Here is a 14,178-nt window from a genome sequence, read left to right as displayed (position 1 = left end):
GCTCGTCTCGAATCGATCACTCGATTCGTTCGCGCGCAGCCGCGATCACCAGTGGAAGCGTAATCGTCGCGTCCGCGTAGACTGAGACGTTCCGCGCCGCCTTCTCCAGTTTGCCCCACGAGCGCGCCTCGTCCAACGTCGCCCCCGACAGTCCGCCCGTCTCGGGTGGATCCATCGTCAACTGAACGCCGTAATCGTAGGCCGAGGGCGAGACGAGCATCGTCTGGAGGACGTAATTTTTGGGCACGCCGCCGCCGACGACCATCGCGCCGGATTTCTCGGCCTCGAACGCGATGTCGGTGAGGTGGGTCATATCCCGCAGGGCGTCGAGCGTGAACTCCGAGGTTTGGGAGTACATCCACGCCTGCAGCCCCAGCACCGAATCCTGCACCGCGGGACAGTAGATGGGAACGTCGTTCTCGTGGGCCGCCGCCGCGATTCCGGCGTCCTCCTCGATTCCTTCGCGCTCGTTCACCTCGCTGTTGGCGCGTCCGAGTTCTTCGGTCATGCGCTGAATGCTCACCGTCTCCTCGATGTTGGGGAAGACCTCTGAACGCAGGTGGGACTCGAACAGCGCAAAATGCTCCTGTGGCAGATAGACGTTGTAGATTCTGTCCACCTCCTCGTCGCGCAGTTGCTCGTCGTGCTCGCGCATCGATTTGTCGTGCTGTTTGTCCCTTCCGTGGTGGTGCTTGCCTCCGATGGCTTCGATGGCGTCGTGGGTGAGGTTCGCGCCCGTCGTCACCAGCGCGTCGATGTGGTCGTCTCGGATGAGGTCTGCGACGATTCGGCGCATCCCGGTTGGCACCATCGCGCCCGCGAGGCCGAAGAAGTTGGTCACGTCGTCGCCCAGCATCTCGGCGTAGATGTCCACCGCCTCGTGGAGGTTCGCCGCACCCACGCCCGCGGAGCTGTACTCGTCGGCCAACTCGCCGACGGTCATGCCCGCCCGCACCTCCGCGTGGGCGATAGGGTCGTGGTGGAACTCCTCGCGGTGGACGCGGTGCTCGTCCTTATCGTGGCCGTCCCCGCGGTCGCTATTCTCGTCGCGCTCGTTCATATCCGTTCTGTGTGAGCCACCGACTTGAACGGCGCGATTACTCGACGATGATGCGGCCGTCGCGCCTGACGACGACCTCGTGGCCGTGGTAGGAGAACGTGATCCTCTTCGGACGGGCGTCTCCCGTCAGCAACGAGTCGAGCGCTTCGGGGTCGAGCACGTCGTACAGGGGGGGTCGAGTTGCAACGCGGAGATGCCTTCGATCGCGGCGACGGCTTCCGAGGGCCGTCGTCCGTCTTCGAAGTCGGTGGTGAACGACTCCTCCTCGTCAGTGGGCATCGTATCGATCACGTCGATACCAACGTCGCTATCGGCTGAACGGTTCGGGTTGATGCGTTCGTGGATTTAAGTACCGTGAGTGTGAACTTCTCACTCGGTATCGTACAGCGTACTTTCGAGGAACGAGTTCAGTCCGCGCCGGTAGCGCGTCGACAGCGCTTGCGACGAGATGTCGAGACCGCTAGCGACCTCCGCGAGCGTCGTTCGGCGCGGCGTCTCGAAGAATCCCGCCTGATGCATCGTGACCAGCGCCTCGTGTTGCTCGGGCGTGATATCGTACTGTCGCTCGCGCATCTCCCGCACCGAGTAGACGCGCATGACCTCGAACGGAATTCCAAGCGCCGAAAGCTCCTCGCGCAACCGGCGCGCGGCGGTCTGGTCGATGAACCGGAACTGGAACTGCCAGCCGTCCGCCGACCCGCTGGCTTCGAGCAGCGCGGTCGGTTCGTTCACGATGACGTCCTGTAACCCTTCCTCGTCGCGGTTCCAGACCATCCGACACAGCAGCGCGTCGCCCGTATCGTCGAGCACGATGATGGAGTCGAGCGCCGGCTCGGCCTCGTCGGTCGCGGCGACCTCGTCCGCGTCCACGTTCCGCACCCAGAAGAAGGGGAGCAAGCCGTCTCTGGTGGGGACGAGCTGTTCGAGTTCGACGTGTGCATCCGGGTGGCGCTCGATGAGTTCTCCGAGCGGGAACGTCTCGGTGGGCACCTCGATTTCGACGATGAAACTCATTGAATACGTCATTGTCTACGAACGTCACCTTCTGCGTTCCGTTAGATATCGGATATCTCTCATCAGCAGAAACTGTGTTGCCGACTGCCGCGAGGGCGCGCGTGGCGCGGGGTCAGACGCCAGCGGCGCTTCGATTAGCCGCAACCCGAGAGTTCGGCTATCGGGGCCGGTCGGCGGCGGCCCGTATCCTGCGAGACCGGGACGTGACCCGGATGGTCCCGGCGGCCCTCTCGAACCGTTGAAACCCACAGGACACGTCCCACTCCTCGTCGTCCCCCCTTTTAATACCTCCTCTTTGGACGAAATCGTATGACGATTCCGGAAAAATCAGCGACGGTGACGGAGTAGTTACAGCCCGGTCGGAGCGGCGATGAACGTCGTCTCCAGTCCCCACTCCTCGGCGAGCGACCGGAGCGACCGCACGCCGAACGTCTCCGTCGCGTAGTGGCCCGCGAGGAAGACGTTGATCTCCGCCTCGTGCGCCTCGTGGTAGACCTTCTGTTTCCCTTCGCCAGTTATCAGCGCGTCCGCGTCGACGGCCACCGCTTCGTCCAGCCAATCGACCCCGCTCCCGGTGACGATGGCCACGTCTTCGACGGTTTCCGGGCCGAAATCGAGCACCCGAACTCCCTGCCCGCCGGTGTCGAGTTCCCCCGCCAGCAGGTCGTGAACCTCTTCGACCGAGAACGCGCCTCGTCCCCGCTGGCCGACGTGCTCCGGCCCCATCCGGCCGAACGGTTCCCGCGAGTCGAGGCCGAGCAAGTCCGCGACCCCCGCCGCGTTGCCGAGTTCAGGGTGCGAATCCAGCGGAAGATGGGAGACGTACAGCGCCACGTCGTTCTCAACGAGGGGTGCGATTCGGCGGTACTGGCGTCCCGTCACGCGCTCGATGCCGCCCCACGAGAGACCGTGGTGGACGACCAGCGCGTCCGCTCCCCACGTCGCCGCTTCCTCGATGGTCTGTTCCGCGGCGTCCACGGCGAAGGCGACCCGCTCCACTTCGCGGTCGTCGGGGCCGACCTGCAGACCGTTTGCGCTGGCGTCCACGTCCGCGAAGTCGTCGGTTCGCAGTCGGTCGTCATATCGCTCGGCGAGTTCGGCGAGATTCATACCCCATCGTCGTGTGGCGGACGGCTTGTATTCTCGGCTTTGGCCCCGAACTCCTCCGCGACGCTCGCCGCACGACGCCCACCCTGCGACGTCCACACCTCACCACCCCGACCCCGCCATCACCGTTAAACCGCTTCAGGGACAAGCTTTACTCCCTCCAATTCGGGGGACGAGCGATAACAGAGGTGTCTCATCATGGGCAAATTCCGTAAGGCTATGTTCGCGTGGCGACGCCTGCCACGACGGTTCAGGCGACGTATCGTGAGCAAACTACGGCGCAAGCTCTGAGGTGCGCCTCCGCGCCGCTCGATTTTCCGACGACTTCTGTGATAGCTTCGGCTTTGGCGAAATTCCGCGAATTTGGCCTTGTTGAAACTATCAGAAACTGACAGGAATCGGGAGCTGAATAGAGAGGATACACGCTGTGAAAAACAGCGCTTGTTCCAGCGAATACAAATCGAAATATCCGTACGGTATACCTGTGATTTGACCGAGTTGTAACTCCGATTTATTCGAATGATCAGAAGAAGTATATCGTTTGGAAATTGCTTGATGGTATGAACCAGGTAGTCACGAATATTTTCAGTTCGCCCTTCTACCTGTTTCATGTACTATTCTCGGCTCTCATCGGATACTGGATCTATCTTGATGCCACCGAGCGAGGGAGTAATGCGAATCTCCTCTGGGCAATCGGATGTACGTTTATTCAGCCTCTTATTATCGGCTATCTGCTTTACCGGAGCGAGATTGGAGGGCGAACCGAATCTGCCGGGGTCTCAGAGCGACTAATTGGCACCTTTGTAATTGGCCATCTTGTGACGGCGCAACTCTGGTTCGTTCTCCGCTTCACCGATATAATTTCGACCAGGGTCTACCCTCCAGCAGTCGAGTTACAATACTATATTGCTCTGTTCGTAGTCGGTGTTATTCCTGGATACTGGCTCGTCTGGAAGCGAGGATGGGCGCGCACCCGCAGGGAATTCGGCTGGGTTCAGGAGTCAGAACGTGCTGGCGTTCAGAATTAGCGAATTACTACGATAGTCACTGGTACGCAATGGTACAGTCGGAAAGCCACATGACCGATACGCGCTCTGTATTCAGTACGCCCAGCGAAACACACCACAAATTGAGAGTTTCAACAGAGCCGAGAAATTGAATTACCGACCGGCGCGCTTGCACCGCCCCGAGGATGGCTGTCGTCCGAGGGGCGGTGCCGACGCCGTGCGAGGGATGAGCATCGCAGCGACCGCAAGGAGCGAGAAGCGCAATCGGTTGGGGAGGATGTGGTGCGGTTGCGGTAGCGGGGTGAGACTGAAAGGGGCCAGGTGTCTCGACGAAGGACGGGGAAGTAAGCACCGCACACCGAGCGAACGGACGTGAGCGAGGTGAGGAGCGCAGCGAGCCGCCCGAGTCGAGCGACCGGGGCTTTCTAAGAGGTCACACCGAACAACGCCGCGGCTGTTGGTGATTCTGAAGCGTTGTTCTAGAAAGCCCGTCATTTGCGTTCGCGCGACGCGCGAGAGCGTCCCTCTTGCTGCCTCTCGTTCGCTCCTTCGTCGCTCGTTCCGGTCGTCCCTCGTGTGATAGCCAGACAACCCCTCGGACGTTGCGCCCTCGAACCTGCCGGCGCACGCGCCACCGATGTCAGTCCGGTATTTTCCGGAAAGTCGAATCGAATCCTCTCGCTCGCCGCGTCTCGCTCTCTCGCCGTCTTTCACTCCCCGTTTCCGGCGTGTGCGAAGACGAACTCCCGGAGGAGTTTTCCGCCCAACGAAGCGGCCTGCCCGTCGTCGCGGTCGTTGACTTCGACGACGTCGAATCCGACGACGTCGGCGGTTTCGGCCACGTCCCAAACCGCGTCGCGCATCTCTCGGGGCGCGAGACCGAACGGTTCCATGGTTCCGGTGCCGGGCGCGAAGCCGGGGTCTGCGACGTCGATGTCCACGCTGAGATACGCGGTGCCGTCGAAGTCGGGTTCCCAGTCGGCCACATTCTCGGGCGGCACGACGGTCACGTCGGCCTCGGCGGAGCGCTCCCACTCTTCTTCGCTTCCGGTTCGTGCGCCGAGGACGATGGCTTCGTCGGCGATATCGAGGACGTGGCGGGTGACGGTCGCGTGGCTCAGGGGGTTGCCGTCGTACGCCTCGCGCAGGTCGAGGTGGGCGTCGAGGCAGACGAAGACGTCCGGCTCCGCGGCTCGCACGCCCGCCAGCGTGACGGTGTGCTCCCCGCCGAGGAGGAGCGGGAGGGTGTCGTCCCAGACGACGTCGGTCAGGACGCCTTCGAGGTAGTCGAGATACTCCTCGGCGTCGTCCCACGCGCGAACGTCGCCGTGGTCGTGCACTGCGAGGTCGGAAAAGAACTGCCCGGTGCGACGGTCGTAGTCGTCGAACGTCCGGGCGAAACGCCGGACGAGTTCGGGACCGAATCGCGTTCCGGGCTGGAACGTGGTGGACACGTCGAGCGGCGCCCCCACCACCACGAAGTCCGCTGTCTCGCGGTCGGAGGACGCGCCGGGAAACATTTAACGGACGATTTTGCGCTGTTCTTCCATCTCGAGGTACTCTATCTCGTCGTCGGGCGAGATGTCCATCTCCGCGGGCGTCTGGATGGTGATGGTCTCGTAGGTGTCGAGGTCCATGACCTGCGCGACGGTGTCGCTCTCGACGGAGACGACCTGTCCCTGTTTCCGGTTGATGATGGGCACCCAGATCTTCGCGTCGACCGGCTGGCTGAGGCTTCGTTTCTTGTCGTCGAACACGCCTTTGCCCTCGATTCGGGCCTTGGCGCTGCCGTGTTTGCCCGGCTTCGCCGTGCTGTAGGACTTGATGACGCACGCGGCGTCGTCCATCATGAGGTAGTTTCCTTCTTTGAGTTCGCGGACTTCCTTTTGCTCTTTCGCCATACCGCGGATTTGAGTTCGCGGCAGTATAAACGGTTTGGAAACGTTGCGCGACCTCCTGACGGTTCGACGACGGTGGTAAGCGAGGGCCGGTGATGACGGTGCGGTCGGGAGGCGAAACGCCGACCGGCGGTCAGACGCGGCGGTCGAGGAACGCCGACACCCGCGAGAGCCCCTCTTCCAGTTCGTCCGCCGGAAGTCCGAACCCGATTCTGAAGTACCGGTCGTAGCCGAACAGGTTCCCCGGCGCGAGGACGACGCTCTCCTCCTCAACGACGCCGCGACAGAACGCCTCGCCGTCCTCGAACGCCTCCGGAATCCGGATAAAGCCGTTCACGCCGACCGGGTCGTACCAGTCGAGTTCGAACGATTCCACGAACTCGCGCACCCGATTTCGGTTGCGCTCCGCGAGGTCGCGGTTCTCGGCCAGAATCCCGTCTTCTTGTTCGCCGAGCGCCTGCCGAGCGACGTGCTGGCCGACGATGCCGGGCGAGATGGTCGTGTAGTCCTTCCACTCCCACGCGCCCTCCACGACCTCCTCCGCCCCGACCAGCCAGCCGAACCGCAGCCCAGCGAGGCCGTAGGCTTTCGTCAGACTCGTCGTGCTGATGCCGTGCTCGCCCATGCTCGCCATCGGGGGCAGGGGGTCGTCCGCGAGCAGCCGGTAGACCTCGTCACAGAGCAGGTAGGCTCCGGCGTCCTCCGCGAGGTCGTAGAGGGCGTCGACTTTCTCTTGCGGGTGATACCGCCCGGTCGGGTTGTTCGGGTTGTTCAGCACGATAACCCGCGTGTCGTCTCGAATCGCGTTCGCCACCGCGTCCACGTCCAGTTCCCACTCCGGCGGTTCGAGCCACACGCGGCTTACCTCCCCCATCGCCTCCGGGACGGCGTGAAGCGCTTGGTAGGTGGGCGTGACGACCACCGAGTGGCCGCCGTCCCCGAGTAGGGAGAGAAACGAGAGGAAGTTCGCTTCCTGCGTTCCGCAGGTGAAGAGCACCTCGTCGGCGCTCCGGTCGTAGCGCTCGCCCACATCGGCGCGGAACTCCGGGTCGCCGTTCGTCGGGATGACGTATCCGAGTTTTCCCGGGTTTAGGTCGAAATGGTCGGCGTCCAAGCTTCTGATACCGCTCTCCGCGAGCATGATATCCGCCTTGTGTTCGTACTCGGCGAACCAGCGTTCGAGGCCGAAGGGTTCGATGTGCATCGTCGGGGGATTCGCCGCAGAACGCGAAAAGCTACCGGATGGTGTGCGACGACGCGCATCGACTCGGACTGACAGTTCCTTGAAGATAACGATAAATCGTCCAAAATCCATCTAGACGTATGTTCCGAACCATCCTTTTCCCGACCGACGGCAGCAAACAGACCGAGGGGGCGCTGGAGACGGCGCTCGACGTGGCTAGCCAGTACGGGGCGACGGTACACGCGCTGTACGTCGTCAACACGGCCGGTATCGCCACGGCCGACCCGGACTCCCGGCGACAGATAGTCGAGACGTTCGAGAACCGCAGCGACGACGCCGTCGAGGCGGTCGCGGAGGCGGCCGCCGAGGCGGGCGTCGACTGCACCACGGCGGTCGCGCGCGGCGCGCCGGCCGACGAGATTCTGGACTACGCCGAGGACGAAGGTATCGACCTCGTCGTGATGGGTACCCACGGCAGAACCGGCCTCGGGCGATTCCTCCTCGGCAGCGTCGCCGAGCGCGTCGCAAGACACTCGACGATGCCCGTCATGCTGGTTCGAAGCGGCGCACGCGAGGAACGAGCGTAGAAGACGGGTGCAGAAGTGCGGGCGTGGGCCGACGCGGTCAGTCGTCGGACGACTCCGACTCCTGCTGGATGAGTCCGGAGCCGAGCCACGCTGCCAGCGCGAAGACGATGTAGAGCGCGCGCTCGCTCCGAGCGCCTTCGAGGAACACCTGAATCGCGATGCCGATGCCGAGCGCGGGAATCGTCAGCATGAGCGTTCGGAAGATGCGCTCCCGCCCCGTCTCCATCGGAAGCGGCCACACCTTGCCGAACGTGATGCCGAGCCAGACCCCGGCGAAGACGACTGCGACGATGACCAACAGGTCGCCGGGCGTCGGGAACGCGAGTTCCCACGCGTAGTGCGCCGCGGCGTAGAACGCGAACAGGAGCACCGAGATGCCGAGCGTCCTGCGGATCGACAGCAGTGCGAGTGCTTTCGGCTCGGGCGCGGGCATCGATGCGGATATCATTCGGGTCATTGATAAAAAGGTCGTCGAATCCTCAGTCGTCGGTGTCGGCGGCGTGGTCCGCCTCGGCCGCCGACCCTTTCACGTAGACCGGCGATTCGGCGGAGCCCCGCGGCAGGCGGATCTCTTCGACCATGTCCTCTATCTCGTCCGGCGGCGGCGGCGTGAACCGCGACACCGTGAACGCGACGACGAAGTTCAGTATCGACCCGACGAGGCCGATACCCTGCGCTTCGATGCCGAAGAACGTTCCCATCAGCGGCTCTTCGAGGCCGAGCACGACGTGCGCTCGCATCATCACGACCATGATGAGCGTGAACACCAGCCCGACGACGAGCCCCGAGATGGCACCCTCCTTGTTCATCCGATGGTCGAAGATGCCCAACAGGATAACCGGGAACAGGCTCGCTGCGGCCAACCCGAAGGCGATGGCGACCACCTCCGCGACGAATCCCGGCGGGTAGATGCCGAACAGCGCGGCGACGGCCGCGGCCACGAGGATGACGATGCGAGCGACGAGGAGTCGCTCGCGCTCGCTCGCGTCCTGCCGGATGATGCGGTAGTAGATGTCGTGCGAGACGGCGCTGGACATGGCGATGAGCAGCCCGTCCGCGGTCGATATCGCGGCGGCCAGTCCGCCCGCGGCGACCAGCGCGATGACAATCGGTGATAGTTGTGCGACCTCAGGCGTCGAGAGGACGATGATGTCAGGGTCGAGCACCACTTCACTCGCCTGCGCGGTGAGGCTTTGGGACATCTGGATGACGCCGTCCCCGTTCTTGTCGGTGATGGTGAGCAGGTCGGTCTCCGACCACCGTTGCACCCACGGGATGCTCTGGACCTCGGCGACGGCGCGCCCGTCGAGCGTTCGAATCAGGTTGAACTTGGCGAAGATGGCCAACATCGGCGCGCTGAGGTAGAGGATGGCGATGAACAGCAACGCCCACCCGACCGACTTGCGCGCGTCGGACGCCTTCGGAACTGTGTAGAAGCGCATGATGACGTGGGGGAGGCCCGCCGTCCCGATCATCAGCGTGAGCGTGATGGTGAACACTTGTAACATCGTGTAGTTCTCGAACGGCACGATGTAGCGTCCCATCTGGATGTCAGACTGTAGCTGCGAGAGTTGGACGGCGATGTCGTTGGTGACGAGCGCCATCTGCGGGAGCGGGTTCCCCGTGAGCGTGACCGAGATGGCCACGGTCACGATCAGATACGCGATGATGAGGACGACGTACTGGAGCGCCTGCGTCCACGTGATCGCCTTCATCCCGCCGAGAAATCCGACCAGCGCGACGACCCCGAGCGCGACGATGATGCCGGTCGCGATGGGAACGCCGAGGAATCGACTGAGGACGATACCGACTCCGCGCATCTGCCCGGCGACGTACGTCAGCGAAACGAACACGGTCGCGAGCGCCGCGAGCCCTCGCGCCGTGTTCGAGTAGTAGCGGTCGCCGATGAAGTCGGGGATGGTGTACTGGCCGTATTTCCGGAGGTACGGCGCGATGAGCAGCGCGAGCACGACGTACCCGCCGGTCCAGCCCATCAGGTACACCGCGCCGTCGTAGCCGAGTACCGCGATGAGTCCGGCCATCGAGATGAACGACGCGGCGGACATCCAGTCCGCCGCTACCGCCGCCCCGTTGGCGACCGGGGGAATGGACCGACCGGCGACGTAGAACTCCGACACCTCCGTCACGTGGGTGTAGATGGCGACGGCGAAGTACAGCACCAGCGTACCGATTATCAGTATCCACGTCCACTGATTGACGTTCAGTCCCGCTTGGAGCGGGGTGAAAAGTGACCCTAGCATTTCAGTCCTCCACTCCGTACTCGCGGTCTAACTTGTTCATCCGCCAGATGTAGATGAAGATGAGCAGGACGAACGTGATTATCGCGCCCTGCTGGGCGAACCAGAACGAGACCGGTATCTCGCCGATGTACACGTTCGTCAGCGGTTCTGCGAGTAGAATCGCCGCGACGAACGAGACGAGGAACCAGATGGTCATCAGTACCGCGATGAGCCTGACGTTCTTCCGCCAGTACTCCCTCGCCTTCGCTCGGCTGAGGGGTTGCTCTTCGGGTATCTCTTCCCGTCGTTCCGTCTCCGTGACTGTTGGCTTTGTATCACTCATGTTAACTCATAACTCGTCTCGACCATTATCTATGATTATATTAAATTTATCGCCGTTCTCTGACCAGAAAGAGAGTCCGTATTTAAGCGACAGGTGGCGCGCGAAGCGGCTACGGAGCGAAAGAGACGTGTCTATCGAAGTGACAGTTGTCTCCCGGCGTCGGCTACTCGCGGCCGCGCCGCTGGCGCATCTCGTGGCGGGTGAACTGCGGCGTCGCCCGGATGCCGCGGCGCTTGCGGAACGACTGGTAGAGCAACCCGATGAGCGCCAACGAGACGACCGCGGCGACGATAGCGCCACGGAACGCTTCGGTGGCGTAGAGGAACGCGGTCGAGAACAGCGTCACGGAGAGCACCATCCCGTAGACGAGGCGCTTCGCCAGCAGGTCGACCACGTCGTTGCCGTCCTCGATGTCGGCTCGGACGTAGAAATCGTCCCGGTCGATGCGGTCCAACGCCCGCTCCAGTTTCGGCGGCGTTCGGGCGAGCGACCGGGTCGACGCCTGCAGTTGGTCGCCGGTCTCGGAGAGGTACTGCTTGATGGACTCCTCGCGGTATCCCTGTTCGGTGAGGTACTCCGTCGCCACCGCGATGAAGTCGAATTCGGGGTCGAGCGTGACGCAGACGCCCTCCACGACGGTCGCCACCCGCAGGACGAGAGCGAGGTTCGAGGGGAGGCGGAGCGGGAACTCGTAGATGGTGTCTTCGACCTGCGAGACTATCTGCTGGACGCGGTACGTCTCGATGTCCTCGCCGCGGGCGTCCGCGATGGCGAGTTCCATCACCTTCCCCATCGTCGCGCGGTCGGCCTCCGGGCTGAGGGTGCCCATCTCGATGAGGGCGTCCAGAATCCCGTCGATGTCCTGATTCGCCACCGAGATGTAGAAATCCACTATCTTGCGCTGGATGAACTCGTCCACCCGGCCGCTCATCCCGAAGTCGTAGAAGACGATGGTGCCGTCGTCCTCGACCGCGAGGTTGCCGGGGTGCGGGTCGGCGTGGAACACCCCGTCTTCGATTATCATCTGGAGGTAGGCGCGCTGGAGCGTCTCGGCCAGTTCGTGCCGGTCGATACCTCTCTCGTCCAGGTCGGCCACCCGGTTTATCTTCGTTCCGCCGATGTACTCCATCGTGAGCACGCGGGGGCCGGAGTGGCTGTCGACGACCTGCGGAATCTCGACGTCGTCGTCGCCGTCGAAGTTCGACCGAATCTCGGCGAGCATCGACGCCTCCCGGTCGTAGTCCATCTCCTGCCGAATCGTGCGGGCGAACTCGTCCGCGAGATTTTCGAGCGAGAACGCCCGCGCTTGCCCGATGAACCGCATGATGATGGGGAGCGACCACCGGATGACTCGCAGGTCGGCCGCCACCAACTCCTCGATGTTCGGTCGGCGAACCTTCACCGCCACTCGCTCGCCGTCGATTCGGGCGGCGTACACCTGCCCGAGGCTCGCCCCGCTTATCGCCTCGGTGTCGAACTCCTCGAAGTTCGTTCGCACCGGCCCGAGTTCGGCTTTGACGACCTTCTCCGCCTCGTCCCACGGTGCCGGCGGCACCTCGTCTTGCAGTTTCGACAGTTGATCCACGTACTCCGGCGGGAGGATGTCGGGGCGGGTCGAGAGCAACTGTCCGAGTTTGATGAACGTCGGCCCGAGCGTCAGCAGCGATTCGAGGAGCGTGTCGGCCCGCTCGATTCGCATCTCGCTCGACACCCGCCGGGACGGGCCGAACAGGAGGAATCGGCGTCGGTCGCGCGCGTAGCTCAGCAGGAGCGGTAGGAACTGCCATGCGACGACGAAGAATCGGCGGTACGCGCGGAGATATGCCAGAGTGACCACCCGCGGCTAGCGGCCTTCGATGGGTATCGATTGCTCCGGGGCCGACGACTGCTTCGGGAGCGTGATTTCGAGCACGCCGCGGGCGATGGTGGCTGCCCCGCCCGACCCGGCCGCGTCCGGCGGCAGGGGGAGTTCGGCGTCGAGGAACAGGGAACGCTCCTCGCTCAGGTAATCGAACTCCCTCGGCACGTCTTTTTCGCGCCGCGCTTCGATCTGGAGGCGGCCACTCGTCACGTCGATATCGATGGTTTCCTCGGTGACGCCGGGCATGTCGACGACGAGGAGATACTCGTCGTCACTCTCCAATAAGTCCGCGAACACGGCGTCCGGAAGCTCTCGCAACGCATCGCGCAGCGCTGACATGGATGCGTGTTGGTGGGGAGGGCCGAAAAAGGGTGCGGTCCGGGTCGCGTCGGACTCCTCGCTCGAAAGCGATGCGATCACTTTTCCCGCGCTCGGTTCCTAATCGCCCCATGGACGACGACCCGAGCTATCGCGTGCTCGCCACCCCCGAGACGGGACGCCTGCGATTGCTCGACCGGGAAACGTACGAACCGGTCGTCACCGCCGACACCGGTCACGATGCGCCGGTCGCCGACCTCCGCCCCGGTTACCTCGTCGACGCCGACCTCGACTGGTCAACGAGCGAGCCGACGGTTCGGTCGCTGTCGGTGCGCCGCCCGACGCTCTACGTCTTCGCGGACGAAATCAAGCCGGTCTTCGACGTGGCGCGGGAGACGTGGAACGAGGCGCGCAGGGCGGGCGATTCCATGAACGGCCGCGTGACCCGCAACACCGGCAACGAGGTCAACGGCGTCCTCTACGTCTTCGCCGAGGACCAGACAGGCGGCACGTTCGAAGCGTTCCGCGACGGCGCTCGCCCGCTCGAACCCTTGGTCAACCGGGTGAACGATCGCGAAGGCGCCGCCCCCCGTGAGGTGTTCGTTCTCCGACCTGCCGCCGAGCAGTTCGTTATCATTACGATAGCACTCCGGAAGGGCGGTCGGTTCGCGGACACGCTTCGGGACACCTACGATTGTCCGCAACCGCCAGAGCCGCTCGTGTAGTCCACCTTCCGTAGACTATTTTTGATGGAACCTCCAGTGCGGAGAGCTGCGTACGTCTCGTCTGTTTCGTTCGACGATTCGTCCTCGGAGGTTCCAGCACCAGCAAAAGTTGCCATAAGGGAGATGAACAGGACCGGTGACATCGACTCCGTCGAGGCCGACTGAGCGCCGGTGAACCAGCAAATGCCGACAGCGACAACTATCAGACCGACAATCGCAAGTGCCCTCGAATCCATGCTGTTTGATATTTGTGAGTATCGTGTTATCAATGTCGGACTCTCATTTGAGGATTTCAGTACTCCGATGAAATCGAACGCATAGTTTCAATACCCTGTTTCTACAAGATAGACGTATGCCGGAATCGTTCTCCGTCGATGGGGTCGACCACGTGGAACTATACGTGAGCGACTGGGACGAAGCCGCAGAATGGTACGAACGAGTACTGGGACTGTCTACCGACGAGGAGTTCGTGCAGTGGTGGACGGCGGGCGACGGACCCCTCGTCCTGTAGGTCGATAGCGGAACCACGAAACTGGCCCTGTTCGAACGCGAGGCGGCCACGAGAGGGCAGTCGGTGAGTCCGCACAGGGTGGCATTCCAGACGGACGGTGAGGGCTTCCTGTCGTTCGTGGACCGACTGGAGACGCTCGACCTGACGAACCGCGAGGGCGAGTCTGTTACCGACGACGACGTGATCGACCACGACCTCTCGTACTCCATCTACTTCACCGACCTCGACGGAAATTTGCTCGAACTGACGACCAACGACCACGAAACCGTCGCTGCCGAACTGCTGTCTGACTGACGATAAGTGTTCCCCGCTTCCTTTTTGCTC

The 14,178-nt window shown here is 63.0% G+C and carries 20 protein-coding genes; 7 read left to right on the top strand and 13 right to left on the bottom strand.

All coding sequences use genetic code 11. The annotated features are described in order from the left end of the window. Positions 1-16: 16 nt before the first annotated feature. Entirely contained in the window at positions 17-1,060 is a 1,044-nt protein-coding gene (locus tag LIW51_RS11670; protein ID WP_227374301.1) for a deoxyhypusine synthase, read from the bottom strand. 37 nt (positions 1,061-1,097) lie between these two features. Continuing rightward, the gene (locus LIW51_RS11665) at positions 1,098-1,220 is read right to left on the bottom strand and encodes a HalOD1 output domain-containing protein (protein WP_438267338.1); all 123 of its coding nucleotides are present in this window, start codon (positions 1,218-1,220) and stop codon (positions 1,098-1,100) included. Between the two features lie 20 nt (positions 1,221-1,240). On the opposite strand from LIW51_RS11665, the gene LIW51_RS11660 reads away from it, so the two are divergent. After that, positions 1,241-1,378 (top strand): hypothetical protein, encoded by a 138-nt coding sequence (locus LIW51_RS11660; protein ID WP_227374300.1) that lies wholly within the window; start codon positions 1,241-1,243, stop codon positions 1,376-1,378. Positions 1,379-1,429: 51 nt separating this feature from the next. Here the strand turns inward: LIW51_RS11660 and LIW51_RS11655 are convergent, their stop codons facing one another. Next, on the bottom strand, positions 1,430-2,086 hold the full coding sequence (locus tag LIW51_RS11655) for a bacterio-opsin activator domain-containing protein (RefSeq protein WP_227374299.1): 657 nt from the start codon (positions 2,084-2,086) through the stop codon (positions 1,430-1,432). On the opposite strand from LIW51_RS11655, the gene LIW51_RS11650 reads away from it, so the two are divergent. Further along, on the top strand, positions 2,086-2,316 hold the full coding sequence (locus tag LIW51_RS11650) for a hypothetical protein (protein ID WP_227374298.1): 231 nt from the start codon (positions 2,086-2,088) through the stop codon (positions 2,314-2,316). The genes LIW51_RS11655 and LIW51_RS11650 overlap by 1 nt on opposite strands. A gap of 106 nt (positions 2,317-2,422) precedes the next feature. Here the strand turns inward: LIW51_RS11650 and LIW51_RS11645 are convergent, their stop codons facing one another. Further along, the gene (locus LIW51_RS11645) at positions 2,423-3,184 is read right to left on the bottom strand and encodes a Nif3-like dinuclear metal center hexameric protein (RefSeq protein ID WP_227374297.1); all 762 of its coding nucleotides are present in this window, start codon (positions 3,182-3,184) and stop codon (positions 2,423-2,425) included. A 557-nt stretch (positions 3,185-3,741) separates the two neighbouring features. On the opposite strand from LIW51_RS11645, the gene LIW51_RS11640 reads away from it, so the two are divergent. Further along, complete coding sequence (locus LIW51_RS11640) at positions 3,742-4,209, top strand: hypothetical protein (RefSeq protein ID WP_227374296.1); 468 nt, start codon at positions 3,742-3,744, stop codon at positions 4,207-4,209. A 132-nt stretch (positions 4,210-4,341) separates the two neighbouring features. Here the strand turns inward: LIW51_RS11640 and LIW51_RS11635 are convergent, their stop codons facing one another. The 4 genes from LIW51_RS11635 to LIW51_RS11620 form a co-directional block, all read right to left on the bottom strand. Further along, the gene (locus LIW51_RS11635) at positions 4,342-4,902 is read right to left on the bottom strand and encodes a hypothetical protein (protein WP_227374295.1); all 561 of its coding nucleotides are present in this window, start codon (positions 4,900-4,902) and stop codon (positions 4,342-4,344) included. Next, positions 4,899-5,708 (bottom strand): agmatinase, encoded by an 810-nt coding sequence (gene speB, locus LIW51_RS11630; RefSeq protein WP_227374294.1) that lies wholly within the window; start codon positions 5,706-5,708, stop codon positions 4,899-4,901. The genes LIW51_RS11635 and speB overlap by 4 nt, the downstream gene beginning before the upstream one ends. Continuing rightward, a complete protein-coding gene (locus tag LIW51_RS11625; protein ID WP_227374293.1) occupies positions 5,709-6,089 on the bottom strand; it encodes a translation initiation factor IF-5A in 381 nt (126 codons plus the stop codon). A gap of 130 nt (positions 6,090-6,219) precedes the next feature. Then, positions 6,220-7,290 (bottom strand): aminotransferase class I/II-fold pyridoxal phosphate-dependent enzyme, encoded by a 1,071-nt coding sequence (locus LIW51_RS11620; RefSeq protein WP_227374292.1) that lies wholly within the window; start codon positions 7,288-7,290, stop codon positions 6,220-6,222. 119 nt (positions 7,291-7,409) lie between these two features. Between LIW51_RS11620 and LIW51_RS11615 the strand changes: the two genes are divergently transcribed. Then, positions 7,410-7,856, top strand: coding sequence for a universal stress protein (locus LIW51_RS11615; RefSeq protein ID WP_227374291.1), 447 nt, complete (start codon positions 7,410-7,412; stop codon positions 7,854-7,856). A gap of 37 nt (positions 7,857-7,893) precedes the next feature. Here the strand turns inward: LIW51_RS11615 and LIW51_RS11610 are convergent, their stop codons facing one another. From LIW51_RS11610 to LIW51_RS11590, 5 genes are all read right to left on the bottom strand, one after another. After that, positions 7,894-8,289 (bottom strand): hypothetical protein, encoded by a 396-nt coding sequence (locus LIW51_RS11610; RefSeq protein WP_227374290.1) that lies wholly within the window; start codon positions 8,287-8,289, stop codon positions 7,894-7,896. Between the two features lie 46 nt (positions 8,290-8,335). After that, positions 8,336-10,117 (bottom strand): sodium:solute symporter family protein, encoded by a 1,782-nt coding sequence (locus LIW51_RS11605; protein WP_227374289.1) that lies wholly within the window; start codon positions 10,115-10,117, stop codon positions 8,336-8,338. A gap of 1 nt (position 10,118) precedes the next feature. After that, on the bottom strand, positions 10,119-10,439 hold the full coding sequence (locus LIW51_RS11600; protein ID WP_227374288.1) for a DUF4212 domain-containing protein: 321 nt from the start codon (positions 10,437-10,439) through the stop codon (positions 10,119-10,121). Positions 10,440-10,602: 163 nt separating this feature from the next. Next, positions 10,603-12,276, bottom strand: a complete 1,674-nt coding sequence (locus LIW51_RS11595; protein WP_227374287.1) for an ABC1 kinase family protein — start codon at positions 12,274-12,276, stop codon at positions 10,603-10,605. 6 nt (positions 12,277-12,282) lie between these two features. Beyond that, positions 12,283-12,639, bottom strand: coding sequence for an Hsp20/alpha crystallin family protein (locus LIW51_RS11590; protein ID WP_227374286.1), 357 nt, complete (start codon positions 12,637-12,639; stop codon positions 12,283-12,285). Positions 12,640-12,749: 110 nt separating this feature from the next. Between LIW51_RS11590 and LIW51_RS11585 the strand changes: the two genes are divergently transcribed. The 3 genes from LIW51_RS11585 (at position 12,750) to LIW51_RS11575 (ending at position 14,148) form a co-directional block, all read left to right on the top strand. Then, a complete protein-coding gene (locus LIW51_RS11585; protein WP_227374285.1) occupies positions 12,750-13,343 on the top strand; it encodes a DUF6663 family protein in 594 nt (197 codons plus the stop codon). A 352-nt stretch (positions 13,344-13,695) separates the two neighbouring features. Then, entirely contained in the window at positions 13,696-13,854 is a 159-nt protein-coding gene (locus LIW51_RS11580) for a VOC family protein (RefSeq protein WP_227374284.1), read from the top strand. Positions 13,855-13,917: 63 nt separating this feature from the next. Further along, positions 13,918-14,148: a VOC family protein gene (locus tag LIW51_RS11575; RefSeq protein ID WP_227374283.1), complete on the top strand. Its 231-nt coding sequence runs from the start codon at positions 13,918-13,920 to the stop codon at positions 14,146-14,148. Positions 14,149-14,178: the final 30 nt, after the last annotated feature.

It is taken from the genome of Haladaptatus halobius, from assembly GCF_020618475.1.
Taxonomy (GTDB): Archaea; Halobacteriota; Halobacteria; order Halobacteriales; family Haladaptataceae; genus Haladaptatus; species Haladaptatus halobius.
This window is presented reverse-complemented; position numbering and strand designations above follow the sequence as displayed.

Excerpts from the sequence above, each read along its gene's own strand:
- LIW51_RS11655 (WP_227374299.1), bottom strand. The coding sequence starts at position 2,086 with ATGACGTATTCAATGAGTTTCATCGTCGAAATCGAGGTGCCCACCGAG.
- LIW51_RS11615 (WP_227374291.1), top strand. The coding sequence starts at position 7,410 with ATGTTCCGAACCATCCTTTTCCCGACCGACGGCAGCAAACAGACCGAG.
- LIW51_RS11645 (WP_227374297.1), bottom strand. The coding sequence starts at position 3,184 with ATGAATCTCGCCGAACTCGCCGAGCGATATGACGACCGACTGCGAACC.
- LIW51_RS11585 (WP_227374285.1), top strand. The coding sequence starts at position 12,750 with ATGGACGACGACCCGAGCTATCGCGTGCTCGCCACCCCCGAGACGGGA.
- LIW51_RS11600 (WP_227374288.1), bottom strand. The coding sequence starts at position 10,439 with ATGAGTGATACAAAGCCAACAGTCACGGAGACGGAACGACGGGAAGAG.
- LIW51_RS11640 (WP_227374296.1), top strand. The coding sequence starts at position 3,742 with ATGAACCAGGTAGTCACGAATATTTTCAGTTCGCCCTTCTACCTGTTT.
- LIW51_RS11580 (WP_227374284.1), top strand. The coding sequence starts at position 13,696 with ATGCCGGAATCGTTCTCCGTCGATGGGGTCGACCACGTGGAACTATAC.
- speB (WP_227374294.1), bottom strand. The coding sequence starts at position 5,708 with ATGTTTCCCGGCGCGTCCTCCGACCGCGAGACAGCGGACTTCGTGGTG.
- LIW51_RS11625 (WP_227374293.1), bottom strand. The coding sequence starts at position 6,089 with ATGGCGAAAGAGCAAAAGGAAGTCCGCGAACTCAAAGAAGGAAACTAC.
- LIW51_RS11670 (WP_227374301.1), bottom strand. The coding sequence starts at position 1,060 with ATGAACGAGCGCGACGAGAATAGCGACCGCGGGGACGGCCACGATAAG.
- LIW51_RS11620 (WP_227374292.1), bottom strand. The coding sequence starts at position 7,290 with ATGCACATCGAACCCTTCGGCCTCGAACGCTGGTTCGCCGAGTACGAA.
- LIW51_RS11610 (WP_227374290.1), bottom strand. The coding sequence starts at position 8,289 with ATGCCCGCGCCCGAGCCGAAAGCACTCGCACTGCTGTCGATCCGCAGG.
- LIW51_RS11605 (WP_227374289.1), bottom strand. The coding sequence starts at position 10,117 with ATGCTAGGGTCACTTTTCACCCCGCTCCAAGCGGGACTGAACGTCAAT.
- LIW51_RS11590 (WP_227374286.1), bottom strand. The coding sequence starts at position 12,639 with ATGTCAGCGCTGCGCGATGCGTTGCGAGAGCTTCCGGACGCCGTGTTC.